Source organism: Streptomyces sp. NPDC087859 (assembly GCF_044742595.1).
Classification (GTDB): Bacteria; Actinomycetota; Actinomycetes; order Streptomycetales; family Streptomycetaceae; genus Streptomyces; species Streptomyces canus_F.
This window is the reverse complement of the sequence record NZ_JBIUUU010000013.1, coordinates 208,524-235,382: the sequence shown is the minus strand read 5'-3', so window position 1 is coordinate 235,382 and position 26,859 is coordinate 208,524. Positions and strand designations below refer to the sequence as shown.

Below are 26,859 nucleotides of genomic sequence, written 5' to 3'. Positions count from 1 at the left end.
TGGAGTCGGCCCCTGGGCGCGACGCGTGTGACGAGAAGAAGGGCGATGCCGCCCGGTTTGTTCGTCGGCACGGACGACTCGCTGACCGGGATCCTGTGCGGCTCCCTCTGAGTTGTCGGCCCTTGGCCGACGACGAGGGTGGCGTCCACCCTGGTGCCACTGCGCGGCCGCAGCCCATGCCGTGGGCGGGCGCGCGGCCTGGCTTGGGAGGACTTGTGGATCCGCAGGGCTGGTGGGGGTTGTTGCTGCAGGGCGCTCTGTCCGCAGTGGTCGGAGGCGTCGTGGCTGCACTGACCGCCTGGGCGGTGGTGACGGCCACTCATAGGCACCAGCAGCGGGCCTTGTTGCTGACGGAGGCGCGCAGGGCGGCGGTGGAGATGCTGCAGCTGGCAGGCCGATTCCTCGGCATGCTCGAGAGGGCGCGCGAGGATCGTGGCCTGCCGGTTCCGAACACGGAGGGATCCGACTGGCTCGTCGCCGCCAGCGGCGTGGAGATTGCCATGTTCTCGCTGCCTGGAGACATGGGTGCCCGCATCTCGCACGACCTCGGCGCGGCACGGAGTGCCTCCTGGCTGTGGACCGTACTCCACATGGCGCTTGCGTGGTCCGCCCCGAAGAGCAACGGGCAGGTGGAGCGCCCTCACCCGCTGCAAACAGCTCGCACGGCCGGATCCCGACGGTCCGGACACGTGGATTCCATTTTTGGACTTCTTGCGGAGCTCACGCGTGTTGTTCATGTTTAAAATATGGAGGTCATGCGGAGAGGGAGCGTGTGTGAGTCAGCCGTCAGGTCCCGCCTGCGCGGAGTGCGGTACACCTCGACCCGCGGACGGCAGCCTGGCCTGTTCGTGTGCCCGCCGCGCAGCCGACGCCCATCGCGCGACCCGCATGGCAGAGGCCGAGGCCGCCGAGGACTTCGATCCGGTGCGGATACGGCCCTTCGTGGAGATAGGTGACGACGCCGCATCGCCTGACGTCTACGTGACGTCGGAGGAACCCGGGACGGAACCCGCGGACCAACCGGCGGGTGACCGGGAAGACGCAACCTCGCCGCACGTCGACGCTCCGGATGTGCCTCGCGCGGACGACAGCACCCAGAACTCCCCGCGTAGGCGCAGGATCGCGCTGGGCACCGGGGCGGGGGCCGCGGCGGCCGTCCTGCTGACGGGTTGCCTGGTCGGCGGATTCCTCTGGTACGACAGTCCTGACCGGGACGGCTCCTTATCCGGCGGCGTGCGCGCGGGCCTGCCGGACACGCAGTCCACGGCAATCGATCCCTCGTCCCCGGCCCCCTCCGCGTCGGTGACCTCGGCGCAACCGTCCCCGACCGCTACTCCCTCACCGGACACGACCTCGACCGCAGGTCCCCTCCCCCCGACCGGCGCCACCCCGAGCGCGACCTCGTCCAGCGCCATCGCCACGAGCAGCCCCACATCGAGCCCTTCACAAGGGGAGGCCCCCGTGCTCCGCCTCGGCGACCGGGGACCCGAGGTGATCGAGCTCCAACTCCGCCTACGGCAGACCGGTTTCTTCGGCGGAGAGGCCGACGGCGTCTACGACCGCGAGGTCGAGAGCGCGGTCCGCGCCTACCAGTTGACCCGTGTGGTCGTCGATGACGAGTCGGGCGTCTACGGACCGGCGACGCGTACTTCACTCGAATCCGAGACGTCGGAGCCGTGACAGTCGACTCTTCCGGACATACGAGACGGTAGTTCTGTCAAGTCGGCGATGGCTTCACATACGGCGTGGGGCGGCCGTACGGCTGACTGTCGCCGCCAGCTTCCTCAACCGGCGCCAGTCCAGGCGGGGTTGACGTTGCACCACCCCCGGCCGCTTCCGAGGGACTCGGACGGTGAGAGCGCCGGGCGCTATGCGGCAGTGGACCGGTGAGGGAAGGACGAGGGCCTCGCCGTCGAGGCCCACCTGCACCTCCGCGCCGTCGGCTTCGACGACGACCTCGCGGACGGTCAGGACGGTGAGCGCGGCCGGTTCCGGGTCGAGCAGCAGCGCTGCGGCGTCGGCCGCGCCGTCCACGCGTACGCCGAGGACCCCGAGTGTTCCGGTGTCGAGCCGGTCGCGACGGCCGAACCCGAAGGGATCGCCGGTCCGATAGGGGTTGTTGCTCACCAGCACCGCCTGCGGGGAGTCGAGGGTGGTGTCTCCCGCTTGTGCGGTGAGCCGGGCACCTTGCTGACCGGTGAGCAGGTCGGGCAGCAGGTCCAGGCTCGTGCCGATCTTGTCGCCGCGATAGGAGGGACTCTGCACGATCGCCGCGTAGGCCCCGAAGGAGGCGTTGTTGACAAAGGGACGGTCACCGGCGAAGCCGAGGTCGACGCGGAGTTCGACACCGTCGCTGAGCGCGTCGAGACAGGCGCCGGGGTCGTCGCGGTCGAGACCGAGGTCCAGGGCGAAGTGGTTGCGCGTGCCGGCGCTGATGACGAGAAACGGTATGCCGTGCTCGGAGGCGACGGCCGCGACCAGTGCCTGGGTTCCGTCGCCGCCCGCGGCACCGAGCAGATCCGCACCCTCCGCGACGGCGGCCCGGGCCAGCTCCGTGATGTCCTGCTGCTCGTCCGGGTCCAGCAGGACGACTCGAGCGCCGAGCCGCTCGGCCTTCTCCTTGAGCCCGAAGCGGTCCACCTTGCCGCCGCCCGAGCGCGGATTCATGATCAGAAACGGCTGTTGCGGCGGGGGCGTGCGGTACTCCTTGCTCCGCACCCGATGGCTTCCGGTGCCCCGCAGCGCATACCGACCGCTCCACACTGCCACGCCCCACAGTGCCAAGGACACCGGCAGGGCCCAGAGAAGGGTCGCGGCGAACAGGGCGACGATCGCGGCGGGGATGGCCAGGACCAGCACGCCCGCCGCCCAGCGCAACGGTCCCCGCAGGGTCAGCGTCCACCAGGCCGCAGCCGCGGCGACCGCCAGGCCGGCAGCGCCGCACACCAGAAGCAGCACGCCGGCCAGGCCGTCGTAGCCGAGAGGGACCAGGACCGCGAGGGCGGCCGCGGCCAATGCCACCCTCGCCGCCCAGCGCTGTCCTCGATATGCCCGTCTGCTCACATCTATGGCCAACTGTTCTCTCCGCCCGGGAAACCCGCCTCGACCTCGCACGACCGAACTCTGGCAGATCCCTGACAGAAGCGTCGTCCCAGCGATCCGGCGCACCGCTCGCCGGGCGTGCTCGCCGAGCGGGGTGGGGCGTCAACTTCATTGCCAGTCACGGCACTTCCGGTCTGTCGAACGATCCGGGCATGCCGTTGTTCGGTCGGCACCGGACAGTCTCAAAGACTCGGCCGTGGGGTGCGGACGGCATGCATACGGTCCGGGGACCGAGGCGGATCGGGAGCATCGGTCCGCCGCAGTCAACGGCATGCAAGGGGAGGCGTTGTGGCGAGTGTGGAAGTGTCGCTGAAGGAGATGATGGCCGGGGTCGAGGGCTCTTTGGGAGCCGCCGTCGTCGACTACACCAGCGGAATGGCGCTGGGCACACTGGGCGGGGGCAAGGACCTGGACCTGACGGTCGCGGCGGCCGGCAACACGGACGTGATCCGGGCCAAGGTGCGCACGATGGAGCAGCTGGGCCTCAACCGCCGGATCGAGGACATCCTGATCACGCTGGACTCCCAGTACCACCTGATCCGCCTGGTCACCGGTCGCACCGGCAACGGATTGTTCCTGTACCTCGTCCTGGACAAGGCCCGCTCGAACCTGGCGATGGCCCGCCATCAGCTCAAGCGGGTGGAGGAGGCGATCGAGATCTAACGCGGCCGAAAACCCTGGGCCACGTCTGCCCATCATGTGAAGACTTCTTCAAGTCACCACATGAGCATGGTTCCAATGCCCGGTCGTGGCGGGCCCGGGGCATGAAGGATCGGCATCCGAGGGCGGCATGCGGTGCGGCGGCGTCCTCGGATGCCGCCGCACCCCGGCAGCCCCGTCGCCCCCACCCGACCAGGAGCGAGCAGACATGCAGGCCCCCCTCTACCAAGTCAAGGCGGAGTTCTTCCGCATGCTCGGTCACCCCGTACGCATCCGGGTGCTGGAGCTGCTCCAGGACGGTCCGGTGTCCGTCCGGGACCTGCTCGCCGACATCGAGATCGAGCCGTCCAGCCTCTCGCAGCAACTGGCCGTTCTGCGTCGCTCCGGCATCGTCGTGTCCATACGGGAGGGCTCCACCGTCCGCTACGCCCTCGCCGGCGGCGACGTCGCCGAACTCCTGCGAGCCGCCCGCCGTATCCTCACCGAACTCCTCACCGGCCGGAACCAGCTCCTGGCGGAGCTGCAGCAGATCGACGCACCGCCCGAACCGCTGCATCCCACCAGATGACGCCGGCCGGCGACGAAGGGGACCTGTACGGCGATTTGTGCGCTAGCTCGTGGGGAGCGGCCGGTCGTAGACGTTGTCCGGCGTCACGATCTCAGTGATCGCCCGGGCGAGCAGCGAGGACGGCTCCTGGCCCTGGGACGAGATGTCGGTGTTGAGCATCAACACCAAGGTGGCCTTCTTCGAGGGCAGGTAGACGGTCACGGTCTCGTATCCGGGGATGGAGCCGTTGTGCCCGATCCAGCCGTCGCTGTTGAAGATGCCCAGGCCGTAGCTGGTGCCGGGGTGGCCGGTGGGCAGCATGGTGAGCCGCTGCTCCTGGGTCCGCGGCCGCAGCAGCGTGCCCGTGGCGACGATCTTCGCCCAGCGGCGCAGGTCGTGCAGGTCGGAGATCATCGCTCCGGCCGCCCAGGCCCAGCTCGGGTTCCAGTTCGTGCTGTCGGTGACCTCACCGGTCAGCGTCTGGTTGGTGTAGCCGCGGGGGTGCGGTCGAGGGAACTCGAAGCCTCGCGGGAACAGAGTGTGGGACAGGCGGGCGGGACGCAGCACCCGCTTCTCGATGAAGTCGTCGAGGCGGTGCCCGCTCACCTTCTCGACCACCAGGCCGAGCAGGATGAGGTTGGTGTTGGAGTACTCGAACTGCTTGCCGGGCGCGAAGGTGTTCTTGTGCTTGAAGCCGTACGCCAGCACCTCCCGCGGGGTGAACGAGCGCTTGGGGTTGCTCAGCAGATCGTGCTGGAAGTCGGCATCCTCGGTGTAGGGGAAGAGGCCGCTGCGCATCTCGGCGAGATGGCGCAACGTGATCCGGTGCCCCTTGGGTACGCCGTGGATGTAGTCGGAGATCGGGTCGTCGAGCCCGATCAGGCCGTCGTCGACGAGCTTGAGCAGCGCGGTGACCGTGAAGGTCTTGGTCTCGCTTCCGATCCGGACGAAGACATCGGAGGTCATCGGCTTGCGGGTGGCGGTGTCGGCGACGCCGGTCGCACGGACGTAGCTGCCCTTGCCCGGCATCCACAGCCCGGCGACCACGCCGGGAATGCCGGCCTGCTGACGGACCTTCTCGATGGCCTTGTCGAGCCGTGCGGCCAGCTCTGGGTCGAGTTCGTGCGCCGGGCAGTCGTCCGGCCGGGACGGGTGGGAGGTGACGGACTGTGCCGCCGTGGCGGGCGCGGCCGCCATCGGGGCCAGCACGGACGCCACGAGCAACGCTGCGGCGAAGACACGGCGGGCGGAGGTACGTTTCACGACTCGGTGCCTCTTCCAGGTCTGGGTCGGGGCAGCCACGTCACCATCCGCGGCCCAGGAGCCGGTCCCGCGCGTGGCCGCCCTCCCCGCAAGTCCACCCGTTCGGCGCCGAGCGGGTCGCTGGGACGCACTACGACGTGGCACGTCAGCGGCCCATCGGAGCGGCCCGCTGGGCTACCCCTTTCCGGAGGGGCGGGGCCACCGGCGTAGTGCTTCCGGCTCGATGACCGCGGCAACGGGGCCATGAAGGCGGGGCCGGTTGCAAGGGGGGCATGGCCGGCGTCCGTGGCGCGCCGGCGAAGTGTCGGGCGGATTGCCGCAGCCGTGGTCGGGCTGTGTACGGCCGCGTCGGTTCGCTGCGGGGGCGTGTGGTGTCCGCTCATCGACCGCCGGCCGACCAGATGTCCGTGCGCGAAAGCAGACGGGGTGTGGTGTCGCGAAGCGGCCCGGTGCGCCATCGTGAGACGTGCCGGTCGTCTGGTGAGGGGGAGTGGCGGGTGAGGGTCGTCGTGACGGGGGCGTCCGGGTTCCTGGGACGCCTGCTGGTGAGGGAACTGCTACGGACGCGGTCGTTTGCCGCGGCGCCGGTCACCCGGCTGGTGCTGGTCGATCGTGTTGCCTGGCCGGATGGTCCATCGGCCACGGACCCGCTGGTGCGGACGGTCGACGGCGACCTGGTCGACCACCTCGGCGAGGTGTTCGCGGAGCCGGTGGACATGGTGTTCCACCTCGCGGCGGCGGTGTCCGCCGAGTGCGAAGCCGACTTCGACCTCGGGATGCGCGTCAACGTGGACGCCACCCGCGCGCTGCTGCAGGCCGCGCGGGAGCAGTCGGCGAGCGGCGGCCCGGTGGCGCGGGTGCTGTTCGCCAGCAGCCTCGCCGTCTACGGCCCTCTGCCGACGGGAGGTTTCCCGCCGAAGGTCAGCGAGACGACCCTGCCGGCACCACAATCGAGCTACGGCACACAGAAGTTGATGTGCGAGCATCTCATCGCGGACATGACCCGCCGCGGCTTCGTCGACGGGCGCGTGGCCCGGCTGATGACCGTCGCGGTCCGGCCGGGCAAGCCGAACGCGGCCGCCTCCGGTTTCGTCTCCGCCATCATCCGTGAGCCGCTCGCCGGACGGCCGGCCGTCTGCCCCGTCGCCCCCGAGTCGACGGTGGCCCTGGCCTCGCCGCGGAGCACGATCGAGGCCGTCCTCCGCATCGCAGAGGCCGGGCGCGGCAGCGGGCCGGGACAAGTGGAGGGGGCGACGCCGGTCAACGTGCCCGGCCTGACCGTCTCGGTGGCCGACATGCTCGCCACACTGCGGAGAGTGGCGGGCGCTCCGGCCGCCGATCTGGTGACCCTCGCACCTGATCCGGCCGTGGAGGCCGTCGTCGGTTCCTGGCCCGCGGTCTTCGACAACCGCCGCGCGGCGGACCTGGGCCTGCTGCCCGACGCGAGCTTCGCATCGGTGGTGCGGGAGTACCTCGCCGAACATCCCGGGACGGTAGTGGATCACTGAGGCGAACCCGCCCGATCGTCATCTCACAGGTCGACGAGCTTCTCGAAGAAGAACTCGTGCTTGAGGAAGGACGTCTCGTGCTCCGCCCCCGGGTACGGAGGGATGAGCTGGGCAGCCTGGAAGAGCCGCCAGCCGTCCCGCAGGGCGGCGACGCCTGTGCGGTACGGGGGTTCGTCGCTGTCACCGGTGGTGGGAGACGTGGCGCCGGTGCCGTCGTAGCGGGCCCAGCCGACCACGTTCGAGTCGAGGGCGGAGGTGGCCAGGTACAGGACGAGCACCTGCTGACGCGTGGTGCGTGCGGCGGTCCCGTTCGTCTCGCTGTGGGCGATGGTCATGCCTGGCTCCTCAGGGCGGGCCGGTTGGCGATACGGGTGGCCCAGTGGTCGATGTCGAAGCTCGGGTCGCCGGTCAGGATGCGCCACAGCTGGATCCGGTTGTGGATCTCCAGTCGGCCGGTGGCCGGTTCGTACCAGGGGAAGGTGCGCCCCAGTTCGGAGGACACGGCGGGGGAGCCCAGATCCGAGACGTCCCACAACCGGACCTGTGGCACGGTCGGGTTGAAGCGGATCTTGTACATGTGGCGGACGGTGTCGCTGTCGTTGCGACGTCCGCCGTGCCAGATGCCGTGGTGCACCAGCATGACGGTGCCGGCCGAACAGGTCAGCCGGGTCTGGCCGAGCAGGTTCTGGTAACGGCCGGTGTCGGACTCGTTGGTACGACGCAGATGGCTGCCCGGTACGACGAGCGTCCCGCCCATGTCCGCGGTGACCTCCTGCGGGTAGTACATGAGCTGCACGTCGAACGCGTCGGGCCGCACATCGATGAGGGCGTCGGCGTGCAGCGGCTGCGCGCTGCCCTCGTGCGGTTCGCGGGTGTGCACGAAGTGATGGTCGACGCTCGGGTCCGATCCCGCCAGGCTCTCCAACGCGCCCGCTACAGCGGGGAGTTCGACGAGCCGGCGGGTGAAGGAACCCTCGGGGAACGCCTTCGGTACGGGAGTGCCGTACGGCACGGGGGGCAGCCCGGTGGCGAAGACGCCGAGCGCCTCCTCGTTCATCTCCCGGGGGACGATGCCGTCCAGGCGCAGGAAACCGTGAGCCACGAACCGCGCCACCTCGACGGAGTTCAACAGCTGTCGTGTGGTTGACATACGACGACCGTAAAAGTGACCGCCGCCCATGTCGTGGGCTGTAATCAGCGAGCACTGGTAATTTTCCACCATGCGGCAACAGGTGGAACTCGCCCTCGATCAGCCGCCCCACGTGGCGAACGCGGGCGTGGGCGTGCACGGGTCGGCCGGCCCGCACGAGGTCTTCCGGCTGCCCAGACTGTGGCAGCTCCATCTGTACAGCTACTCCGGCACGCTGGAGTTCGGCGGCGTCTCGCACCCGATCCGGCCTGGCCACGTAAGCCTGGTGCCACCCGACACAGAGGTCCACTTCCACTACGACGCCCCGCGCTGCGAGCACCTCTACGCCCACTTCCGGCTGCCCGGCGACGGCGAGCGGCGCCGCCTCCCGGCGATGCAGGACGCCGGCGCGGAGGCGGCCGCGCTGGGCGGGCTGCTGAGGCAGACGGTCGCGGCGAGCACACAGTCCCCGTCGCGCGCCTCCGCGGAGCTGTGGACCGTGCTGTGGCGCACGACCACCCTGACCGGCTCCGCGGACAACAGCCCAGGCCCCCGGCATCCCGCCCTGCGCACGGCCATGGCCCACATCGAGGAACACCTGGCCGGTCCTCTGAACATCCCCGCCATCGCCCGCGCGGCAGGCGTCTCCCACACCCACCTCACCCGGCTGTTCCGCGAGGACACCGGGTCCACCGTCGTGGGCTACATCAGACACCGGCGCATGGAGCGCGCCCGGCACCTCCTGATCGCCTCGACCCTGGCCATCCCGGCGATCGCGGCCGCGGTCGGCATCTCCGACCTCCAGGCGTTCAACAAGACCTGCCGCAAGGAACTGGGCGCCTCACCGCGGGCGGTACGGCAGGCGGCGAGTGGGTGAGCCCGCATGACGACGAGGTCAGGCGGGCTGCCACAGCTCGACCCGATTGCCCTCGGGATCGGTCACCCAACCGAATAGACCGACACCTTCCATGTCCTGGGTCTCTTCGGCCACATCGGCTCCCTTGGCGCGCAACTGCGCGAGCATCGCATCCAGGTCGCGGACCCGGAAGTTGAGCATGGTTCGCTGCGTCCGGGACCCGAAGTACTCGGTCCCGGACTCGAACGTGGCGAACACCGTCACCCCTGCATCCTGACGCCACATACCGTGCTCATCGGCGTCCAGGCCCAGACAATCGCGGTACCACGCACTCAGGGCCGCAGGGTCAGCCGCTCGCATGAAGTAGCCACCGATACCAAGCACACGTTCCATGCCGCCATCTTGCCAGGACGGCTCTTGCGAGGACCGGCACCGCGGTGCTCCTATCGGCGCTGCTTGTACTGCTGCCACTCGCGCCCGCCGTCGTGCGAGATCCACAGCCCTTCGCCCTTGACCAGGCCGTACGTCGACGTCGTCGCGTCCGCCATGCCGTAGAGCGTCGTGCCGTCGACGGCGAACGACGTGAATCGTGCCGGTGTCTTGACCTCGTGGAAGGCGCGGTTGGCGCGGTCGTCGGCGAGCCAGTAGCGGCCGCCTTCCTCGCCGACGAGCAGCCGCCCGTCCGTGAGCAGTTCCAGGATCAGCGACACCGGGCCGCCCTTCAGGGTCCTCCAGGGGATGCCACCGTCGAGGACCCTCTGCCAGTGTCCGCCGTCGTCCGTCGTCACCAGCAGGCCACGCACGTCCTCGCTCCGGGTGAGGGACAGCGCTGCGGTGCCACCCGCTGCGACGAGGATGCCTCCCGCGTCGGACGACCCCTTCGGGACAGCCCTGGAGCCGAGGGTGCGACCGTCGCGCTGCCATACGACACGGTTGGGCTCATCGGTCAGGAACTGTTCCAGGCTCCAGACCGTGCCCCGCTCGTCGAGGGCGAGAAGGACGGCGTCGTCCGGCACCCCGGCCGGGGGCGCCACGGTGCGCGTGGCCGGGCGGTAGACGAGGGTCGGCTCCAGCTCGGCGAGCAGGATGTCGCCGGCGCGGGTGCGCATCGGCGTGTCGGTGGTGGCGACCTTGTGCCGCTTGCCGCGTACGTCGAGCAAGTACGCTCCGTCCGCCCCCTCGCCGGGCGGCACTCGCACGAAGCCCCCGCTCACTCCCTTGAACGCGGTCCGCGTCGCCTCCGCGTTTCCGTGCTCCGCGTGCTCAGCGACCGTACGGCCGTCAGGTCCGACGATGCGCCAGGCGAAGGCGGCCGGCCCCTCATCGTCCTCGACGTTGAGCACGTCGTACGACAGGAGCAGCGAACCGTCGTCCGCGCGGGCCACGCCGGTGGGCGCGCCGGCCGCCTCGATGACGTCGGCAGGCTGCGGGTGAGGGTCCTTGATGACGCGCTTGTACTTCGCCTCACGGCCCCCGGAGTCCCCGTCGTCCACACCGGCCGCACCGCAGGCGGCCACCGCGACCACCGCACTCACCGCGGTCACAAGCCTGAGCGTCCATGTACCACGTCTTTTCAGCCACACCATTGCCGCATCCTGGCACGAGTCGGCGGCCACCGCGGCGATGGATCCGCGAGGTCACCTGAAGCGTCGCGACAACCGAACTGGGCTCGCCTTCTGCGCACGCTCGTTCGCCGGCACGTCCTGGCCGGTCGCGCTCTGGCCGGAATCCTTCCTGAGGGCTCGGCCTTATCGGTCTGGACCATTGACCCGGCATTGACGGGACGCCACTCTGTACTCCGCCGACAGATGCGTGAGTGAACATTGGTCAGATCCATGAACTGGCCACTGCTCGCGACCCCGTCACGGCCCGCGCACATCCACCCCCCACTCACGACGAGGTGAACGGTCATGAGCACCACGCGCAGAAACCTTCTCGGCGCCGCGCTCGGCGGTGCGGCCGCCGCAACGGTCGGCCTGCCCCCCTCCACCGCGCACGCCGCCTCCTGGCAGCTGAAGTGGTCCCCGTCGGCGAGCGGCGACGGACTCGGCGCCTTCGAGACCATCGAGGACGACCGCGCCGACTCGCACACGTCCGCCGCGCCGCACATCTACGCCACGGGCAACAACTGGCGCTTCAACATGCACACCGTCGACCGGGACACCTCCACCGACCGCCAGCGTCACGAGGTCACCGGCCTGCGCAACGGCAGCGGCGGCAACTACCTCAAGTGGACCGAGGGCCAGACCTGGCGGGTCACCTACTCGATGTACATACCGAGTTCCCTGAAGGCGACCACCAGCTTCACCCACATCATGCAGATGAAGCAGCCAGGCACCGGCTCCTCGCCCGTCGTCGTTCAGTCGCTGCGCCGCGTGAACGGCGTCCAGACCATCGAGTTGAAGCAGTTCACCGACGACATCCTCATCGGCCGCACCGAACTGGAGCCGCTGCACGACAGGTGGATCGACGTCGACTTCCAGATCAAGGTCGGCAACGGCTCGGCGGGTTCCCTGCGCTGGATCCTCAAGAACGGCTCGACCACGGTCATCGACAAGTCCCGCACCGGTATCGACACCTTCCTCGCCGACCGTGTCCGCCCGAAATGGGGCATCTATCGCTCGCTGGGCGACACGTCGGGCTCGCTCCAGAACTGCTACCTGTTGCTCAGCAACATGCGCGGCTATCAACTCGTCTGACGGGACCGCCACTTCGCGACGACCCGCGGGCCGGTGCCTACCCCGGCATGGCCCGCGGAGCATGTGCAGCGGGTGAACTACCCTGCTCCTGAGCCTGGAAGCGTGCTCCCGCTCAACGGCGCGTGGCTGATTCCGTGGACAGGTGCGGCAGGGGAAGGGCGGGGCGTGTGGACCAGGGTGAGGACCAGATTCTGGCGGACGAAGTTGCCGCACTGGGTGCCGCGGTCGGGGGCAGCGGTCGCCTGACCGGGCTTGTGGCCAAGCTGATGGGGAAGAACGTCCACGAGATCGACCTTGTCATCCCGTTGCCGTTCAGCGATGCCGTGGACCGCGTCGTGGGGGTGCTCGGAGGGGGAGGCCGGCCGGTGGTGTCGCTGCGCGTCGAGGACGGCGGGGACCAGGAGATGCTGCGTGTCGTCGTCGGTGGTGGTCTTGGCGGCCTGAATCCCGTGGTGGTCACCGTATGGGTGACAAGGGGCGCGGAGGACAGCTCGGCGGTGAGGCTTCGCGCGGCTGCCAAAGAGGGCTTGGTCAAGCAGCGAGCGGGAGAGAAGACCGCCACCCGCCTTGCCGCATTGCTGTCCGGGCCCGCTGGAGAATCTGGCATTTCACGCCAGGAGTGACTGCCGCGTCAGCGGGCTCGGTCGGTCGAGGGCGCGGTCGCGGTCGGGGAACGCTCGCACGCCACGCCGTTGGGGATGACGGGACCGTCAACCGGTCCGGGGGCGGAGGCTCCTCGCCAGGGCGGGGATCATCACCGTGGCCGGTACCAGGTGGAGCCCGACGAGGGCGGTGATGGTGGCGGTGTCGGCCCCGCAGAGGAGAGGCGGGACCCACGAGAGCGCGGTCAGTGACACTGCCGTCCACACGAATCGCTCGGCGGGGCGAGCGCTCCAGCGCAGAAGAGCGGCGGCGATGACGATGCCCACGACCGAGAAGAGGCCGGTCACCATGGCGAACCCGGGCAGCGGGATGCTCTCGCCGCCCTCGGGGACCTCGAAGTCGACGCCGACGGCCCGGGCAAGCGCCGCGCCCAGGGTGGTGGCCGCCATCGCCGCGAGCGTGGCAAGGAGGCCGGTGCCCGCGAGCCTGGCGAATCGGTGGGTGCGGTGGGTGGGGCCCGCCGCCGGGCCTGCGACGACCCCGGTGTCATCCATGCTGTCCATGCCGCTCCTCCTCCAGCGTTCGTCAGTCGGCGTACGGGCGTGTTGACCGGCATGCGACGGTCCTGGCCCCGGGGTGAGGACGCGCACCCTGGCCGCGTGCGACGGCCGGGGTTCCGCAGGGCGCGGACGCCGGTGCCGCGGAGCCAGAATCCGGCGTCGCGTCCCAGGACCGGCCCGGGCTCGCCGTCGCGCAGCTCCAGCTGCACCCGCCCGCGGGTGACGACGCCGAACGCGTCGTACCACTGCGCCGCGACAGCCACGACACGCGCGCCACCGCGCAGCGTGAGCGTCCGCACCGGGACTACTCCGTACCGTCCGCAGGCAGGCGCTCCGGCAGCCCGAGCCGCGGGAACCGGTCGTCGTGGAACGTGACGATCTCGGTGATCTCCCCGCCGGTGACGCGCAGGACGTCGAGCGTCAGCGGCAGGTACGCGCCCTCCCGCTCCTGCCAGAGGTAGAAGGCGACGGCGGGCTGCCGGTTCACGGAGGTGAGGATGCCGCGCAGGCCCGTCATGCCCTCGAAGCCGTCCTCGACCCAGTCGTTCACCACCGCGTCGCGGCCGACATACAGGCCCGGCGTGGGCGGCATCGAGCAGCGGACGTCGTCCCGCAGCAGTGCGGCCAGCGCCGGGATGTCCGTGGCCACGCTGGCGTCGGTGAAGCGGCGCACCAGCTCGCGCGTAGCGGCGTCCTGTTCGCCGCCGGTCCAGTCCTGCCGCTCGGCGGGCAGGTGTTCCCGCATGCCGGCGCGGGCTCGCTGCAGCGCGCTGTTCACGGAGTTGACGGAGTCCCCGAGGGCCTCCGCCACGTCCTTCGCGGGCCAGCCGAGCACATCCCGCAGGATCAGCACGGCCCGTGGGCGCGGGGCGAGGTGCTGGACCGCGACCAGGTACGCCAGCTCGATCGTCTCCCGCGCGACGGCGAGGCTCTCCGGCTCGTCGATGTCGCCCGCCGACAGCTCGTCGAGCAGCCGGTCCGGGTAGGGCTGCAGCCACAGCACCTCGCCGCCGGTCGCGGGCTCCGGGCGGCGCTTGGCGAGCAGGTCCAGGCAGGCGTTGGTGGCGATCCGGTACAACCAGGCCCGGAACGTCGACCGCCCCTCGAAGGTCTCCCGCCGCCGCCAGGCACGCAGGAACGTCTCCTGCACGGTGTCCTCGGCGTCCTCGAACGACCCGAGTATCCGGTAGCAGTGCACGTGCAGCTCCCGCCGGTGCCGCTCCGCCAGCCCCGAGAACGCCGGCTCGTCGACCTCGCCCAGCCCGCTCCCGCCCGGCTCCTCCAGCCGCGTGTCCGCACTCATCACGTCATCCTTCCGCCTCGTCATGTCCCGACGTAGGTGTGACGGGTGCGGTCGCGAAAACTCATCACCGGGGTACCGGCCCTCAGCTTTCGAAGCGCTGCCGGGCGGACTCGATGTGGCGGAAGTAGCGGTAGGTCCACTCGCACATGCCGTCGACGGTCGCCCGCAGTCCGTGGCCCGCTTCGGTGAGGGTGTACTCGACACGGGGCGGGACGGTCGGGTGGACGGTTCGCTCGGCCAGGCCGTTGCGCTCCAGCATGCGCAGGTTCTGGGTGAGCATCTTGTGGCTGATGCCTTCGACCCGGCCGCGCAGCTCGCTGAAGCGCAGGGTGCCTTCCCCCAGCGCTTCGATGATCAGGAGTGCCCACTTGTTGGCGACGTCGGAGAAGATCTCCCGCGCCAGGGAGTCGGCGAGACGCAGATTGGCGTCATCGGTCGAGCCGCTGAGCTGCTTGGTCACCATGAGGTTCCCCAGTCACTGAAAAGTGCGTTCTTCCATGTCATCGCTCACTCTCCTACGGTTCCTCAGTAACCACAAGAGACCGCATCGGTCTGACGGACACGGGCTCACAGGAGCCCGGACAAGGAGACGGACACCATGACCATCACGCTGAGGAACCCCGAGGGCCTGCCGAAGATCGATGTCTACCGGCAGGTGGCGATCGCGTCCGGCACGAGGCTGGTCTTTGTCGCAGGGCAGGTTTCCTGGGACGCAGAAGGCGTCACGGTCGGCGAGGGGGACCTCGCCGCGCAGGTTGAGCAGTCCTACCTCAACGTCGCCACCGCACTGGCCGAGGCCGGCGGCTCCTTCGACGACGTGGCGAAACTGACCGTCTATGCCGTCGACTGGACCGCCGATAAGATGCCCCTCCTCCTGGAGGGCATCTCCCGGGCGACCGCGAAGCTGGGACTCACTCCGGTGCCGCCGGCCACACTGATCGGCGTTGCGGCCCTGGACGTCCCCGAACATCTGGTCGAGATCGAAGCCACCGCTGTCCTGGACTGAGTGCCGGTGATCGCTGCCAGAGCTGAGGCCACAGGTGTCAGGGATGCTTCACCGACGGCAGTGTGCAGGCTGTGTCGAGACCCAGTACGTGATTGAGACGGCCGAAGGCCAGCCATGAGCCGATGCACATGCTCAGCTCCACGATCTCCGCCTGGCTGTAGTGGGCCGTGAACCGTGCCCAGAAGTCCCCGTCGAGCCCGTGGTGGTCGAGGGCGTAGCGCTCGGCGTACTCGGCGGCGAGCCGGGTCCGTTCGTCGAAGGCGCCCGTGGTGCGCCACTGCGTGACCGCGTCGAGGAAGTCCTCCTCGACCTTCTCCCCGCCGCGTTCGGTGCGCCAGTCCAGGCAGAACAGGCATCCGTTGATCTGGGCGACACGCAGGCGGGCGGCCTCGAACTCGCGCAGTCCGAGGGTCGTGTACTCGTAGACGGCCAAGGAGAACGCGCTGGCCGCCGGGCCGATCCCGGGCACCAGGTCGCCCCAGACATGCAGGATGGGGTCGGCGCCCGGGGGGATGTCGATCTGCATGATCACTTCTTTCCCAGTCTGCCCACTGCGGGGCGCAGCGGGACGTCGAGGGCGTCGAAGAGACCGGGTCCGGCCTCGACGAGCCAGTCGATGGCGTTCACCAGACGGCCGGCAGCCGTCGCGTTGCCGCCGGCGGCTCTGTTGTCTCCCTCGTCCGTGGCTTCGACCGTGACCTCTATCCGGGGGCGGCCTTCGATGATCACGCGGTGCGCGCCCGCCCCGCCGCCGGGTGGCGTCGGCCAGTCCGGGGCGCAGGTGGCATGGATGCGGGTGACGTGTTCGATGACAATGCGGGGTTCGCCCGCCACCATGCCCCGCACCTCGAGACGTACCGCTCCCTGGGTGCCGGCCGAGAACTCGCCCATCGCGTCGGTGACGACGGACGTGTCGAGGGGGCGGCGTTCCAAGGTCTCCTCGATGCCGTCCAGTTCGGCGCCCAGGGCCCGGGCCGTCATACGCAGCTGTCCGCCCCAGATCATCGTCGGAATGCCCTCGGCGAGCATCAGCGGCTGGTAGTCCAGGGGATGCCCCATACCGATCAGGTCGCGGACGGCTTCCTCCTGGTCGTAGGTCGAGTAGTCGAAGATCTCTTGGCAGCGGACGGTGTCGATGGCGGACCCCAGCCCGCTCACCAGCAGCGGGAGCACGTCGTTGGCCCACCCCGGGTCCACCCCGGACACGAACAGCGAGCCGCCCCCGGCCTCGATGGACTCCAGCAGCACGTCGCGGATCTCGGCAGGCGCGTGCGTGCAGTCGTACATGCCGTACAGGGACGGCGTGACCACCACCGCGCCGGCGCGCAGCGCACGGCTGATGTCCTCGATCGCACCGTCGGGGCGCACGTCACCGGAGGCCGCGTACACCACGGCGCGGGGGGCCTGGGAGAGTGCCGCGGCCACGTCGTCCGTTGCCGTCACCCCGAGGCGCCGGCCGAGTCCGCTGAGCTCGCCCGCGTCCTTGCCGACCTTGGCGGGGTTGGACACCAGCACGGCCACAAGGCTGAGCTCCGGGTGCGCCGCGACGGCCCGAACGGCGGCGCGTCCGACGTTGCCCGTGCCCCAGACCACGGTGGGAATCATGGGCGGAGGGTAACGAGGCACCCCAAAACTTCCCATAGCCGTGCGCGAGGAATCCGGTGCCGGAGTCGATGCCGGTGTGCCATCAACCTGTCAAGGGATACGGCAGAGATGGGCCCGGAAAGATTTCAACTTTCGAAGGCTTGCCGAGAGTTGTAACTCATCAGTTAAATCAAGACGTGAACTAAGCGTCGCGGCAGTGGCCTTGGCATGCGGCCACGTCCGTCGTCGGCGTGCCCTCATGTCCTTTCCCGACGCACCCGCAGGGACCTCCATGAGACTCAGATCCTTGGGTGTCGCGCTCGCCGCCACGGCAGCGCTGATCACCCTGCCCACCATCCAGCCACCGGTGGCCGCGGCCGCCGACGCCAACCTGTCCCAGGGCCGAACGGCGACGGCGTCCTCCAACGAGAACGCGGGCACCCCCGCGGCCTACGCGGTCGACGGCGACACCGGCACCCGGTGGTCCTCGGCCGCCACCGACGACCAGTGGATCCAGGTCGACCTCGGAACCGGCGCCACGATCAGCCAGGTCGTCGTCAACTGGGAGACGGCCTACGGCAAGGACTACAAGATCCAGTCCTCGTCCGACGGCAGCACATGGACCGACCTGCGCACGGTCACCGGCTCGGACGGCGGCACCGACACGCTCGCCGTCTCCGGCCAGGGCCGGTACGTACGTCTGCAGGGCGTCCACCGGGCGACGCAATGGGGCTACTCCCTCTGGGAGTTCCAGGTGTTCGGCACCACCGGGACATCGCAGCCCGGCACCTGCTCGACCGCCGACTCGGCGCAGGGCAGGACCGTTTCGGCGTCCTCGACGGAAAACGCCGGCACCCCCGCGTCCGCCGCGGTCGACGGCAACGACTCCACCCGCTGGTCCAGCCAGGCCTCGGACCCGCAGTGGCTGCGCGTCGACCTGGGCTCCTCCCAGGACATCTGCAAGATCGACCTGAACTGGGAAGCCGCGTACGGCAAGGACTTCCAGCTCCAGGCCTCCGCCGACGGCCAGAACTGGAACACCCTCAAGAGCGTCACCGGTGCCACCGGCGGCCGCGCCTCCTACGACGTGAGCGGCACGGGCCGTTACGTCCGTGTCCTGGGGACGGCTCGCGGGACGGTCTACGGATACTCGCTGTGGGGGGTCGCCGTCCATACGACGTCCGGCGGCACCGGAGGCCCGGTCCAGGGCGGCGGTGACCTCGGCCCGAACGTGATCGTCGTCGACCCCTCCACACCGAACCTCCAGCAGAAGTTCGACCAGGTCTTCGCCCAGCAGGAGTCCGCCCAGTTCGGCGCCGGGCGCTACCAGTTCCTGCTCAAGCCGGGAACCTACAACGGCATCAACGCCCAGCTCGGCTTCTACACCTCCGTCTCCGGCCTCGGAATCAACCCCGACGACACCCAGATCAACGGCGACATCACCGTGGACGCGGGCTGGTTCAACGGCAACGCCACCCAGAACTTCTGGCGTTCGGCGGAGAACCTCGCGATCACACCGTCCAACGGCACCGACCGCTGGGCCGTCGCCCAGGCCGCGCCGTTCCGCCGCATCCACGTCAAGGGCGGCCTCAACCTCGCCCCCAACGGCTACGGATGGGCCTCCGGCGGCTACATCGCCGACTCCAAGATCGACGGCACGGTCGGCCCGTACTCGCAGCAGCAGTGGTACACCCGGGACAGCTCCGTGGGCGGCTGGACCAACGGCGTGTGGAACATGACGTTCACCGGCGTCCAGGGCGCCCCGGCGAGCAACTTCGACACCGGGCCGTACACCACGCTGGACACCACCCCGATCTCCCGCGAGAAGCCGTTCCTGTACCTCGACGGCAACGACTACAAGGTCTTCGTCCCCGCCAAGCGCACCAACGCCCGCGGTGTGTCCTGGCCCGCCAACGCCGGGACCTCGCTGCCGCTCAGCCAGTTCTACGTCGTCAAGCCCGGCGCGACGGCCGCCACCATCAACACCGCACTGGCCCAGGGCCTGAATCTGCTGTTCACGCCGGGCGTCTACCACCTCGACCAGACGATCAACGTCACCCGCGCCGACACCGTGGTGCTCGGTCTCGGCCTGGCGACGATCGTGCCCGACGGGGGAGTCGACGCCCTGCACGTCGCGGACGTCGACGGCGTACGGCTGGCCGGCTTCCTCATCGACGCCGGCGCCGCCCGCTCCGACACCCTGCTCCAGATCGGCCCCGCCGGAGCGGGCGCGGACCACTCCGCCAACCCGACGACCATGCAGGACGTGTTCATCCGCATCGGCGGCGCCGGCCCCGGCCTGGCCACCGATTCCGTCGTGGTCAACAGCGACGACGTCGTCATCGACCACACCTGGATCTGGCGCGCCGACCACGGCGAAGGCGTCGGCTGGGAGACCAACCGCGCTGACTACGGACTGCGCGTCAACGGCGACGACGTCCTGGCCACCGGCCTGTTCGTGGAGCACTTCAACAAGTACGACGTCGTGTGGAGCGGTGAGCGGGGGCGCACGATCTTCTTCCAGAACGAGAAGGCGTACGACGCCCCGAACGCCGCCGCCATCACGCACGACGGCATCGTCGGGTGGGCGGCCTACAAGGTCGCCGACACGGTGGCCGTGCACGAGGCCTGGGGTCTGGGCAGCTACTGCAACTACACCTCCGATCCCTCGATCGTGCAGCGCCACGGCTTCCAGGTCCCGGTCAAGGCCGGCATCAAGATGCACAACCTCCAGGTGATCTCCCTGGGAGGCAAGGGCCAGTACGCCCATGTCATCAACGACACCGGCGCCCCGACCTCGGGGACCGACACCGTGCCGTCGAAGGTGACCTCGTTCCCGTGATCCACGTCGTCGCCTGCTGTCGGCCGGTGCGCCTTCGGGAGTGCACCGGCCGACAGCGGGGGACTGCCGGGCGGTGTGATGAACGAAACAGACGACCTTCTCTCGCTCTCGACACACGAGACGGACTAACCCGTTCTAGCTGCATGAGATCCGGCTTCGCGTTGACTCTCCGGGGCAGAAGCCGCTGATGGTCGGGCTTCACGACAGGTGGATCAGGGCCGCCGACTGGCTGCTGGACAGGCGGAGTCGGCGGGTTCGGTGTCTTCGACGGCCGTATCGCCCGTACCCTTTCGAGGGTCTACGGCGTCACATAGCGGGCGTCAAATACTGGAGGACACACCTCGTGCTCATTGCTCAGCGTCCGTCTCTGACCGAAGAGGTCGTCGACGAGTTCCGTTCCCGGTTCGTGATCGAGCCGCTGGAGCCGGGCTTCGGCTACACCCTCGGCAACTCTCTTCGCCGTACCCTGCTGTCGTCGATCCCCGGCGCTGCTGTCACCAGCATCCGCGTCGATGGCGTCCTGCACGAGTTCACCACCGTGCCGGGCGTCAAGGAGGACGTCACCGACCTGATCCTCAACATCAAGCAGCTGGTCGTCTCCTCGGAGCACGACGAGCCGGTCGTGATGTACCTGCGCAAGCAGGGTCCGGGTCTGGTCACCGCCGCCGACATCGCGCCTCCGGCCGGTGTCGAGGTGCACAACCCCGACCTGGTCCTGGCCACGCTGAACGGCAAGGGCAAGCTGGAGATGGAGCTGACGGTCGAGCGTGGCCGCGGTTACGTCTCCGCCGTGCAGAACAAGCAGGTCGGTCAGGAGATCGGGCGCATCCCGGTCGACTCGATCTACTCGCCGGTTCTGAAGGTCACGTACAAGGTCGAGGCGACGCGTGTCGAGCAGCGGACCGACTTCGACAAGCTGATCGTCGACGTCGAGACCAAGCAGGCGATGCGTCCGCGTGACGCCATGGCGTCGGCCGGTAAGACGCTGGTCGAGCTGTTCGGTCTCGCCCGCGAGCTGAACATCGACGCCGAGGGCATCGACATGGGCCCGTCCCCCACGGACGCCGCCCTTGCCGCTGATCTGGCGCTGCCGATCGAGGAGCTGGAGCTCACCGTTCGGTCGTACAACTGCCTCAAGCGTGAGGGCGTCCACTCCGTGGGCGAGCTCCTGGCGCGCTCGGAGGCCGACCTCCTGGACATCCGTAACTTCGGTGCGAAGTCCATCGACGAGGTCAAGGCGAAGCTGGCCGGCCTGGGCCTGGGCCTCAAGGACAGCCCGCCCGGATTCGACCCGACCGCCGCCGCCTTCGGCGCGGACGACGACGCGGACGCGGGTTTCGTGGAGACCGAGCAGTACTGATCGCCGCGCCGAGCCGCGCGGGATTGAGGGCCGGCGAGGGCGTGGACGGATGTCCTGCGCTGACGCCGTCCTGAAGGGACGTGCCGCTCGATTTGCGCAAGAGGGACCGGGCCCCTGGCGAGGTAGCCAGGGGCCCGATTCCTTCCTCGCCACCGACGCCGTCAGACGGACTGGAGGCGTTCGTCCAAGCCGCGGCCATCGAGATGCCCCGCGGGAAGGCCGAGGCGTCCGAGGTGCCCGCCGACGCGGTGACGTCCTCCGGCTCCGGACTGGACCCGGACATCTCCCCGGCGCCGAGAAGAACGGCCTGCCCGTCGCCCAGGTGCAGAAGAGGGTCGACGATCACACCGAGGGACGCACACTCGGCTTCATCGGTGAGCCCGGGTGAACGTCCTCGAACTCAACATCGCGCTCAGGGACCTCGTAGCGAACACCTGACCGCTCTGCGTGGCGGTTTGGCCGACGGATTCAGGAAGAAGCGGCGCGTACGGCGGTCGTTGCCAAGGTGGTGTAGTTCATCGTGAAGCGTCCGCCGAGGGAGTCGATGGCGTCTCCGACCGCGTTCAGTACGTCGGCCAGTTGAGCGGGAGGGAGCTGGGTGAGGCCTCCGGTGGTGGGGAGCAGGTCCAGCCATTGGTCGCGTGTGTAGGACTGATCCCAGTCGAATCGCCACTGTTCGGGATCGGTGAACTGTCCGGTCTCGCGGATCTGGACGGCGAACTTCGCGTAGGCCGCCTGGTAGAGGTCGAGTGGACGCCGGGTCGGTTGGCCGTTGAGCGGGGAGTCGGGCGCCGCGCGCCGGTAGGCGGCGGCGAACGGTTCGGCCACCTCGGCCGGCGGCTCGTACACGTGCCCGAAGATCGCCAGCCGTCCGCCAGGGCGCAGCACGCGGGCCGCCTTCATGGGTCCGGTGACCGGATCCACCCAGTGCCACGACTGTGCGGCGATGACCGCGTCGAACGTCCGGCCGTCCGGCTGCCAGGCTTCGAAGGATGCCACCTCGACCTGTAAGCCACGGGCTCGTGCGAAGTCCGCCATCCGCGCATCCGGCTCGACACCGAGCACGGTGCAGCCGGCGACCTGGAACTGGCGGGCCGCGATGCCGGTGCCGCAGCCGACGTCGAGTACGGCGGGGCCGGGGATCGACGCGATGATCCGCGTCACCAGTGCGTCGGGGTAGCCGGGCCGGGCTTGGTCGTAGCGTCGCGCGTCCGCGCCGAACGACTCGGCCATGCGGCGGGCCTGATGCGGCTGTGCCGGGGAGGGATCTGGCTGCTCTCGCGGTAAGGTGGGCATGTGCCCACCTTAGTGGGCGCATGCCCACTCAGCAACGGATGCCGGCGGGTCGACGTACGAGAGGATCGATGAGTGCCAACTGGGGTGCACCTTCGCGACGCGCGGCAGCAACTGTTCGACGCTGCCGAACGCGTGCTCCTGCGAGACGGGCCGAACGGGCTGACCAGCCGGGCCGTCACCGACGAGGCGGGCTGCGCCAAGGGCGTCCTGCACCGGCACTTCGCCGACTTCGACGCCTTCCTGGCCGACCTCGTGCTCGACCGGGCCGCGCAGTTGGAGACGCAGGCCAGTGCGCTGCGCGAGGCCGCCGGCACGGGCACGGTGGCCGACAACCTCACCGGCGCGCTGACCACCCTGTTCGGACCGATTCCGGTGGCGATCATCCCGCTCATCACCTTCCGGGACGAGCTACGCGCACGGCTGAGGCAGGCCAGGCCCGGCGGCGGCATCGCGATCCTCGCCGAGGCCACGTCCGCGATCTCCGCCTATCTGGCCGACGAGCGTGAACTGGGCCGTATCGCGGCCGACGCCGACATCGACTCAATCACCCTCTCCCTGGTCGGGGGCGGGCATCTCCTGTTCGCGGACCGCGACCCCGGCCCGCCGGCCACGGCAGCCGTGAACAAGCTGGTGACGGCGGTCATCGCCGACGCCGTGCAGCGGCGACCCGCCTGAGAACCGGGTCGCCGCCTCAGGCCAAGGTCTCCCAAGCGAACCCGTCCGGGTCGGTGAAGGGCCCGGCATCGCTGCCGATGGCGATCCGATGCGATCCGGTGCCGTCCGGCGAGACGCCGGCGACCTTGGCCAGGCCGCGATGCCCGTACAGGGACAGCTTGACGGGGCTCGACGACGCGTCGAACTCCACGTACTTGCTGCCGAAGCTCTTCGCCACCGTGAGACCGCGGTCCACATAGAACCGCTTGCTCGCCGCCATGTCCGAGACGCCCAGCAGCAGAACGATCTCGTCGATCTGTCGGCTGTCCGGGCCGGAGTCCTTTTTCGAGGAGCTTGCGATCTGCCAGATGGTCCCGTCCGGGGCCTGTACGACGCCGCCGTAGCCCCACAACGACTTCTTGGCGGGCTTGAGGATGGTGGCACCGGCGTCGAGTGCGGTGCCGACGAGGCCGTCGACGATCGACGGCTGGGACACGACGAGCGAGAGCGTGAACCCGCGGAACCCGGAGGTCGGCGCCTCCGCGGCCCGCAGCCGCACCTGCTTGCCCAGGCCGAAGGCGTCCGCGTAGAAGCGCTCGGCGGCCGCCGGGTCGGTCACTTCCAGGGTGATGCAGTCGATTGAGGTCATGCCCTTCACGCTAGGCATCCTCGTCGGCCATCGCTTCTCGAATCCTGACCGGTGTGCTCGGCCGACGAGGGCGCGGTGGGCGCCGCGATCAGGGCGGATCGCGGCGCCTCGCGGCATGTGCGTGCGGTGCCGTCACCTCACCGGAGTCTGGGCGTACGGCACCAGGCGGACAGGGCCGGAGAGGCCGTATGCCTGGCGGGTGGCCGTGCCGAAGACGGAGGGCTGGCTGACGCGGAGGCGGTTGATGAGGGGCGTTGCCACCTCCACCTCGATCACGTTGGTGCCGGGGCGGAGGTGTCCGCCGAGGTCGACGACCGGGTGGAGCCGGTCGCAGGGGGCCAGCCGTGTGCCGTTGACCGTGACCCGGAAGGTGTCGCTGACGGTGCCGAGTTCGAGGTGGGCGCCGTGCGCCGAGGTCCAGTCGGCGGGCAGGGAGACGGTGGTGCGGTAGCGGCCTGTGCCGGCGGAGTCGGCGAGCTTGGGGATCTGCGACCAGGGCAGCAGGGCGTCCAGGGTGAGGCTGCGGCGGACGATGTCGGTGTCGGTCGGCTGGGTGCCGGGGCGCCAGTCCTGCACGTCGAGCCGCCAGCGCTCCAGTGTCATCGGGTCCGGTACCGCGGGCACCGTGGTGGTGACCGTACGGCCGTGGGAGAGCCGGGTGGTGTAGGTGCCGCCGCTCGTGGCGCGGAGGGCCAGGCCGCGGTCGGTGAACAGCACGCGGTCGGCGGTGCTGTCCACGGCGTGCTGCCGGTTGCCGTTGCGGTCCCCGAACAGGCCGGGCCCGCCCAGGGCGATGACGGTGGCCTGACCGGGTTCCAGGGTGACGCGCACGGTCATGGTGTCGCCGTCGTCGGTGTAGCGGCCGATACGGGTCGCTTCTCCCGTCCACGGGTTGAGCAGGTACGGGACGGTCGTGCCTCGCCGGGTGCGGCGCAGGGTGACGTCGTGGTCGATGGCCGCGACCGGCGGCTTGACCGTCTCGGCGTGCTTGCCGTTGCACAGGTAGTACAGGTCGGTGTCGCCGATGACGCGGTGGGCGTTGAGGAGAGTGGAGGAGGCGGCGTAGCGGGCGTCGGGGACGATGCCGAGAGCGGCGAGGGCGTCGCCGACGGCGCTCTTGTCGGTGACGGCCTTGACGTGGGGCAGGGCGAGGAGGCTCGCGAGGACCCCGCGCAGTTGCTCCGTCTCGTTCTCATGGGGAACGCCGGGGGTCAGTGCCTGGTCGAAGGAGCCGAGCAGGACCATGGGCAGTCCGGCCCGGGCCAGGCTCAGCAGCTTCTGGGCATCGGCGAGGGCGAGGGTCGTCGTGGAACCGTAGAAGAAGTCGCCCTCGACGAACAGCGCCTTGTACGCGGGGCCTTCGGGCGCCAGGCGGCCGTCCGAGACGCGGGCGGCGGGCAGGTCGAGCAGGGGACCGCTGAGGAACTGGTGGGTCCAGCCGAGCGGGACGCCCGTCGCGGTGAACCAGGAGGCGCCGATACCGGTGGCGGTGTAGCCGGTCTGGCGGAAGACGGCGACGTCCGCTCGTGCCGTACCCGCCTGGAGAACCTGGTGCACGCGCCCGAGATATCCGGCGATGTCCTCGGCGTGCCGCCAGGTGGGCTGTCTGGGACCCCACGACTCGCCGTAGCCGGGCGCGCCGTTGTAGGGGCTGAAGGCGGCGAAGCCGGGCCAGCTCGCGCCGGGGGCGGTCGCGTACGAGAAGCCGTGCACCACCGTCTGGTTGACGCCGGCGGCGTACGCACCGCCCATGGTGCGCAGGAACCGGTCCCACGTCGTGCTGTACGCCGAGCCGTTGTAGGCGCCCGACTCGCAGGACAGCACGGTGTGCCCGGCCATGTCCCGGCCACCCGCCAGACAGCGGTAGTCGTCCAGGTTCTTGAAGCCGAGTGACTCTCCCTCCGCGATGTCGAGGAGCGCGGCGGAGGCGATGGCATCGGTCTGCAGACCGTAGGGCTGGGCTCGCAGCTCCATGCCGAGGGAGTGGGCCCAGTCCTTGAGGGCGGTGACGTGGTGCGTGTTGAACAGATGGGAGACCGTCTCCCAGAAGTCGTGCCGGATCTGCCGGGTGATCTGTGCCTCGAAGGCGAAGACCTGGTTGCTCTTGTCCAGGACGAGCGCCGGCAGGTACGGCAGCAGCGAGCGGCCCCAGCGCTTTTCGAAGGCGTCGGGCAGCGCCGCGGTCCACACGAGGGAGTCGGTCTCCAGCTCGATGGAGTCCTCGAAGAAGGCGCCGCCCGCGGCCCTGAGGAGCCGGCGCATCGTGCCGGTCAGAACCGAGTGGTCCCAGAAGCCGGTGACGGCGGCGGTGCCGGCCGGGCTGAAGTGGTCGACGACGTAGGCGGCCGGGGCGGAGTGCGGGCCCGACTCGGGTTGCTGGGCGGTGCCGCGCTGCCAGTAGGAGATCAGCACCCAGTCGCCGCCGGCGGGAGCGGTCCAGGTCAGAGCGCCGTTCTCGACAGTGGCGGTGAGATCCTGGACGCTCGCGAGATCGAGACCGGTCTCCTTGCGGGTGGCGTTGGCAGGCTCGACGCGGGCCGCCTGGACGGCGAGCAGGGTGCGCCGGGTGACCGCGCCGGCGGCCACGCGCACGGGCTCGGGCACCGGGCCCTGGTAGGTGGTGCCGCCGGTCACGGAGACGCGCCCGTAGGCGAGTTCCTGGGCGGCCGAATCGTCGTCAGGGGTGACGCCGGGGACGGCGGCAGGCCAGCTGGGACCGAGGGTGAGGTCGACGGTCAGGCCGCGGCGGGCGGCCTGGCGCAGGGCGGCCTCGACGCCCTCACGCCAGGGAGTGCTGCCCCAGCCGTGGTGCGCGGTGTCGAGGACGGACTTGTCCCTGATGCTGTGGTGGACGGCGGAGACCTCGGCGCCGCCGAAGCCGGCGTCGGCGATCTGGTCGATCTCGCGGGCGATCTCCACCGGGTCGACGAGTCCGTCCGGCCACCACCAGCGGAACTTGGGGCGCACCGAGCGCGGGGGAGCGGCGAACCAGTCGCCCGACAGGGGGTGACGGCCGGCCAGAGGAACGGCACCGGCGTTCGTGGCGCCCGCCGTGGCGGCGCCTGTGGCGAGGGAGGCGGCCAGGACCGCGCGCCGGGATATCCCGCCACGCTGCGGGATGGGCTTCTGCATGGGTACGCCCCCAAGGGAATGAAACGTTTCAATCAGCCGTAAACGCGGGAACGTTAAGCCTGGATTCCCCGGCGGGTCAAGATCGGCGTACGAAATCCCTTCCCCG

The 26,859-nt window shown here is 69.8% G+C and carries 26 protein-coding genes and 1 pseudogene; 13 read left to right on the top strand and 14 right to left on the bottom strand.

Going from position 1 to position 26,859, the window contains the following annotated elements:
• Positions 1-281: 281 nt before the first annotated feature.
• Together ACIOHP_RS31460 and ACIOHP_RS31455 are read left to right on the top strand one after the other, a co-directional pair.
• A complete protein-coding gene (locus ACIOHP_RS31460; RefSeq protein ID WP_401892802.1) occupies positions 282-743 on the top strand; it encodes a hypothetical protein in 462 nt (153 codons plus the stop codon).
• Between the two features lie 145 nt (positions 744-888).
• Positions 889-1,680, top strand: a complete 792-nt coding sequence (locus ACIOHP_RS31455) for a peptidoglycan-binding protein (protein ID WP_401892800.1) — start codon at positions 889-891, stop codon at positions 1,678-1,680.
• A 54-nt stretch (positions 1,681-1,734) separates the two neighbouring features.
• Here the strand turns inward: ACIOHP_RS31455 and ACIOHP_RS31450 are convergent, their stop codons facing one another.
• Positions 1,735-3,075: a diacylglycerol/lipid kinase family protein gene (locus tag ACIOHP_RS31450; RefSeq protein ID WP_401892798.1), complete on the bottom strand. Its 1,341-nt coding sequence runs from the start codon at positions 3,073-3,075 to the stop codon at positions 1,735-1,737.
• A 315-nt stretch (positions 3,076-3,390) separates the two neighbouring features.
• Here ACIOHP_RS31450 and ACIOHP_RS31445 point away from each other — a divergent pair, with 315 nt between their 5' ends.
• Together ACIOHP_RS31445 and ACIOHP_RS31440 are read left to right on the top strand one after the other, a co-directional pair.
• On the top strand, positions 3,391-3,765 hold the full coding sequence (locus ACIOHP_RS31445; protein ID WP_171145452.1) for a hypothetical protein: 375 nt from the start codon (positions 3,391-3,393) through the stop codon (positions 3,763-3,765).
• 205 nt (positions 3,766-3,970) lie between these two features.
• Entirely contained in the window at positions 3,971-4,330 is a 360-nt protein-coding gene (locus tag ACIOHP_RS31440; RefSeq protein WP_171145451.1) for a helix-turn-helix transcriptional regulator, read from the top strand.
• A gap of 42 nt (positions 4,331-4,372) precedes the next feature.
• Here ACIOHP_RS31440 and ACIOHP_RS31435 read toward each other — a convergent pair whose 3' ends face one another.
• Positions 4,373-5,572 (bottom strand): serine hydrolase domain-containing protein, encoded by a 1,200-nt coding sequence (locus tag ACIOHP_RS31435; RefSeq protein ID WP_401892793.1) that lies wholly within the window; start codon positions 5,570-5,572, stop codon positions 4,373-4,375.
• 497 nt (positions 5,573-6,069) lie between these two features.
• Here ACIOHP_RS31435 and denD point away from each other — a divergent pair, with 497 nt between their 5' ends.
• Positions 6,070-7,080 carry a D-erythronate dehydrogenase gene (gene denD / locus ACIOHP_RS31430; protein ID WP_401892791.1) on the top strand — a complete coding sequence of 337 codons (1,011 nt, stop codon included), beginning with the start codon at positions 6,070-6,072 and terminating at the stop codon, positions 7,078-7,080.
• A gap of 23 nt (positions 7,081-7,103) precedes the next feature.
• Here the strand turns inward: denD and ACIOHP_RS31425 are convergent, their stop codons facing one another.
• Both ACIOHP_RS31425 and ACIOHP_RS31420 read right to left on the bottom strand, forming a co-directional pair.
• Entirely contained in the window at positions 7,104-7,415 is a 312-nt protein-coding gene (locus ACIOHP_RS31425) for a hypothetical protein (RefSeq protein ID WP_361558498.1), read from the bottom strand.
• Positions 7,412-8,230 carry a phytanoyl-CoA dioxygenase family protein gene (locus ACIOHP_RS31420; RefSeq protein ID WP_401892789.1) on the bottom strand — a complete coding sequence of 273 codons (819 nt, stop codon included), beginning with the start codon at positions 8,228-8,230 and terminating at the stop codon, positions 7,412-7,414. The genes ACIOHP_RS31425 and ACIOHP_RS31420 overlap by 4 nt, the downstream gene beginning before the upstream one ends.
• Before the next feature lie 70 nt (positions 8,231-8,300).
• On the opposite strand from ACIOHP_RS31420, the gene ACIOHP_RS31415 reads away from it, so the two are divergent.
• Positions 8,301-9,086, top strand: a complete 786-nt coding sequence (locus ACIOHP_RS31415; protein WP_401892786.1) for a helix-turn-helix domain-containing protein — start codon at positions 8,301-8,303, stop codon at positions 9,084-9,086.
• Positions 9,087-9,104: 18 nt separating this feature from the next.
• On the opposite strand, the gene ACIOHP_RS31410 is transcribed toward ACIOHP_RS31415, so the two are convergent.
• Together ACIOHP_RS31410 and ACIOHP_RS31405 are read right to left on the bottom strand one after the other, a co-directional pair.
• Positions 9,105-9,458, bottom strand: a complete 354-nt coding sequence (locus tag ACIOHP_RS31410) for a VOC family protein (protein WP_361558507.1) — start codon at positions 9,456-9,458, stop codon at positions 9,105-9,107.
• Positions 9,459-9,508: 50 nt separating this feature from the next.
• Positions 9,509-10,609 (bottom strand): hypothetical protein, encoded by a 1,101-nt coding sequence (locus tag ACIOHP_RS31405; protein WP_401892784.1) that lies wholly within the window; start codon positions 10,607-10,609, stop codon positions 9,509-9,511.
• 366 nt (positions 10,610-10,975) lie between these two features.
• Between ACIOHP_RS31405 and ACIOHP_RS31400 the strand changes: the two genes are divergently transcribed.
• The gene (locus ACIOHP_RS31400; protein ID WP_401892782.1) at positions 10,976-11,764 is read left to right on the top strand and encodes a heparin lyase I family protein; all 789 of its coding nucleotides are present in this window, start codon (positions 10,976-10,978) and stop codon (positions 11,762-11,764) included.
• A 167-nt stretch (positions 11,765-11,931) separates the two neighbouring features.
• Positions 11,932-12,387 carry a hypothetical protein gene (locus ACIOHP_RS31395; RefSeq protein ID WP_401892779.1) on the top strand — a complete coding sequence of 152 codons (456 nt, stop codon included), beginning with the start codon at positions 11,932-11,934 and terminating at the stop codon, positions 12,385-12,387.
• A gap of 87 nt (positions 12,388-12,474) precedes the next feature.
• Here ACIOHP_RS31395 and ACIOHP_RS31390 read toward each other — a convergent pair whose 3' ends face one another.
• The 3 genes from ACIOHP_RS31390 to ACIOHP_RS31380 all read right to left on the bottom strand — a co-directional run bounded on the left by ACIOHP_RS31390 (position 12,475) and on the right by ACIOHP_RS31380 (position 14,693).
• Positions 12,475-12,930, bottom strand: coding sequence for a DUF6069 family protein (locus ACIOHP_RS31390; RefSeq protein WP_401892777.1), 456 nt, complete (start codon positions 12,928-12,930; stop codon positions 12,475-12,477).
• A 301-nt stretch (positions 12,931-13,231) separates the two neighbouring features.
• A complete protein-coding gene (locus tag ACIOHP_RS31385; protein WP_401892774.1) occupies positions 13,232-14,230 on the bottom strand; it encodes an RNA polymerase subunit sigma-70 in 999 nt (332 codons plus the stop codon).
• Positions 14,231-14,312: 82 nt separating this feature from the next.
• On the bottom strand, positions 14,313-14,693 hold the full coding sequence (locus tag ACIOHP_RS31380) for a helix-turn-helix domain-containing protein (protein WP_266883743.1): 381 nt from the start codon (positions 14,691-14,693) through the stop codon (positions 14,313-14,315).
• A gap of 135 nt (positions 14,694-14,828) precedes the next feature.
• Between ACIOHP_RS31380 and ACIOHP_RS31375 the strand changes: the two genes are divergently transcribed.
• Positions 14,829-15,236: a RidA family protein gene (locus ACIOHP_RS31375; protein WP_401892771.1), complete on the top strand. Its 408-nt coding sequence runs from the start codon at positions 14,829-14,831 to the stop codon at positions 15,234-15,236.
• Between the two features lie 37 nt (positions 15,237-15,273).
• Here the strand turns inward: ACIOHP_RS31375 and ACIOHP_RS31370 are convergent, their stop codons facing one another.
• Entirely contained in the window at positions 15,274-15,762 is a 489-nt protein-coding gene (locus ACIOHP_RS31370; RefSeq protein ID WP_361558528.1) for a carboxymuconolactone decarboxylase family protein, read from the bottom strand.
• 2 nt (positions 15,763-15,764) lie between these two features.
• Complete coding sequence (locus tag ACIOHP_RS31365) at positions 15,765-16,841, bottom strand: dihydrodipicolinate reductase (protein ID WP_401892768.1); 1,077 nt, start codon at positions 16,839-16,841, stop codon at positions 15,765-15,767.
• A gap of 271 nt (positions 16,842-17,112) precedes the next feature.
• On the opposite strand from ACIOHP_RS31365, the gene ACIOHP_RS31360 reads away from it, so the two are divergent.
• From ACIOHP_RS31360 to ACIOHP_RS31350, 3 genes and pseudogenes are all read left to right on the top strand, one after another.
• Positions 17,113-19,662, top strand: a complete 2,550-nt coding sequence (locus ACIOHP_RS31360; RefSeq protein WP_401892766.1) for a discoidin domain-containing protein — start codon at positions 17,113-17,115, stop codon at positions 19,660-19,662.
• A gap of 343 nt (positions 19,663-20,005) precedes the next feature.
• Complete coding sequence (locus ACIOHP_RS31355) at positions 20,006-21,022, top strand: DNA-directed RNA polymerase subunit alpha (protein WP_266818958.1); 1,017 nt, start codon at positions 20,006-20,008, stop codon at positions 21,020-21,022.
• A gap of 215 nt (positions 21,023-21,237) precedes the next feature.
• Positions 21,238-21,460, top strand: a pseudogene (locus ACIOHP_RS31350) (potassium-transporting ATPase subunit C); the annotation flags it as partial.
• 30 nt (positions 21,461-21,490) lie between these two features.
• Here ACIOHP_RS31350 and ACIOHP_RS31345 read toward each other — a convergent pair.
• Positions 21,491-22,318 carry a class I SAM-dependent methyltransferase gene (locus tag ACIOHP_RS31345; RefSeq protein ID WP_401892763.1) on the bottom strand — a complete coding sequence of 276 codons (828 nt, stop codon included), beginning with the start codon at positions 22,316-22,318 and terminating at the stop codon, positions 21,491-21,493.
• Between the two features lie 72 nt (positions 22,319-22,390).
• On the opposite strand from ACIOHP_RS31345, the gene ACIOHP_RS31340 reads away from it, so the two are divergent.
• On the top strand, positions 22,391-22,993 hold the full coding sequence (locus ACIOHP_RS31340; RefSeq protein ID WP_401892759.1) for a TetR/AcrR family transcriptional regulator: 603 nt from the start codon (positions 22,391-22,393) through the stop codon (positions 22,991-22,993).
• A gap of 16 nt (positions 22,994-23,009) precedes the next feature.
• Here ACIOHP_RS31340 and ACIOHP_RS31335 read toward each other — a convergent pair whose 3' ends face one another.
• Together ACIOHP_RS31335 and ACIOHP_RS31330 are read right to left on the bottom strand one after the other, a co-directional pair.
• Entirely contained in the window at positions 23,010-23,621 is a 612-nt protein-coding gene (locus tag ACIOHP_RS31335) for a glyoxalase (RefSeq protein ID WP_361556117.1), read from the bottom strand.
• Positions 23,622-23,753: 132 nt separating this feature from the next.
• On the bottom strand, positions 23,754-26,753 hold the full coding sequence (locus tag ACIOHP_RS31330) for a glycosyl hydrolase (RefSeq protein ID WP_401892755.1): 3,000 nt from the start codon (positions 26,751-26,753) through the stop codon (positions 23,754-23,756).
• Positions 26,754-26,859 lie beyond the last annotated feature (106 nt).

Coding starts and splice junctions, on each gene's coding strand:
- ACIOHP_RS31330 (WP_401892755.1), bottom strand. CDS start 26,753: ATGCAGAAGCCCATCCCGCAGCGTGGCGGGATATCCCGGCGCGCGGTC.
- ACIOHP_RS31385 (WP_401892774.1), bottom strand. CDS start 14,230: ATGAGTGCGGACACGCGGCTGGAGGAGCCGGGCGGGAGCGGGCTGGGC.
- ACIOHP_RS31375 (WP_401892771.1), top strand. CDS start 14,829: ATGACCATCACGCTGAGGAACCCCGAGGGCCTGCCGAAGATCGATGTC.
- ACIOHP_RS31380 (WP_266883743.1), bottom strand. CDS start 14,693: ATGGTGACCAAGCAGCTCAGCGGCTCGACCGATGACGCCAATCTGCGT.
- ACIOHP_RS31455 (WP_401892800.1), top strand. CDS start 889: ATGGCAGAGGCCGAGGCCGCCGAGGACTTCGATCCGGTGCGGATACGG.
- ACIOHP_RS31345 (WP_401892763.1), bottom strand. CDS start 22,318: ATGCCCACCTTACCGCGAGAGCAGCCAGATCCCTCCCCGGCACAGCCG.
- ACIOHP_RS31335 (WP_361556117.1), bottom strand. CDS start 23,621: ATGACCTCAATCGACTGCATCACCCTGGAAGTGACCGACCCGGCGGCC.
- ACIOHP_RS31365 (WP_401892768.1), bottom strand. CDS start 16,841: ATGATTCCCACCGTGGTCTGGGGCACGGGCAACGTCGGACGCGCCGCC.
- ACIOHP_RS31390 (WP_401892777.1), bottom strand. CDS start 12,930: ATGGACAGCATGGATGACACCGGGGTCGTCGCAGGCCCGGCGGCGGGC.
- ACIOHP_RS31400 (WP_401892782.1), top strand. CDS start 10,976: ATGAGCACCACGCGCAGAAACCTTCTCGGCGCCGCGCTCGGCGGTGCG.
- ACIOHP_RS31440 (WP_171145451.1), top strand. CDS start 3,971: ATGCAGGCCCCCCTCTACCAAGTCAAGGCGGAGTTCTTCCGCATGCTC.
- ACIOHP_RS31360 (WP_401892766.1), top strand. CDS start 17,113: ATGAGACTCAGATCCTTGGGTGTCGCGCTCGCCGCCACGGCAGCGCTG.
- ACIOHP_RS31415 (WP_401892786.1), top strand. CDS start 8,301: ATGCGGCAACAGGTGGAACTCGCCCTCGATCAGCCGCCCCACGTGGCG.
- ACIOHP_RS31410 (WP_361558507.1), bottom strand. CDS start 9,458: ATGGAACGTGTGCTTGGTATCGGTGGCTACTTCATGCGAGCGGCTGAC.
- ACIOHP_RS31420 (WP_401892789.1), bottom strand. CDS start 8,230: ATGTCAACCACACGACAGCTGTTGAACTCCGTCGAGGTGGCGCGGTTC.
- ACIOHP_RS31370 (WP_361558528.1), bottom strand. CDS start 15,762: ATGCAGATCGACATCCCCCCGGGCGCCGACCCCATCCTGCATGTCTGG.
- ACIOHP_RS31425 (WP_361558498.1), bottom strand. CDS start 7,415: ATGACCATCGCCCACAGCGAGACGAACGGGACCGCCGCACGCACCACG.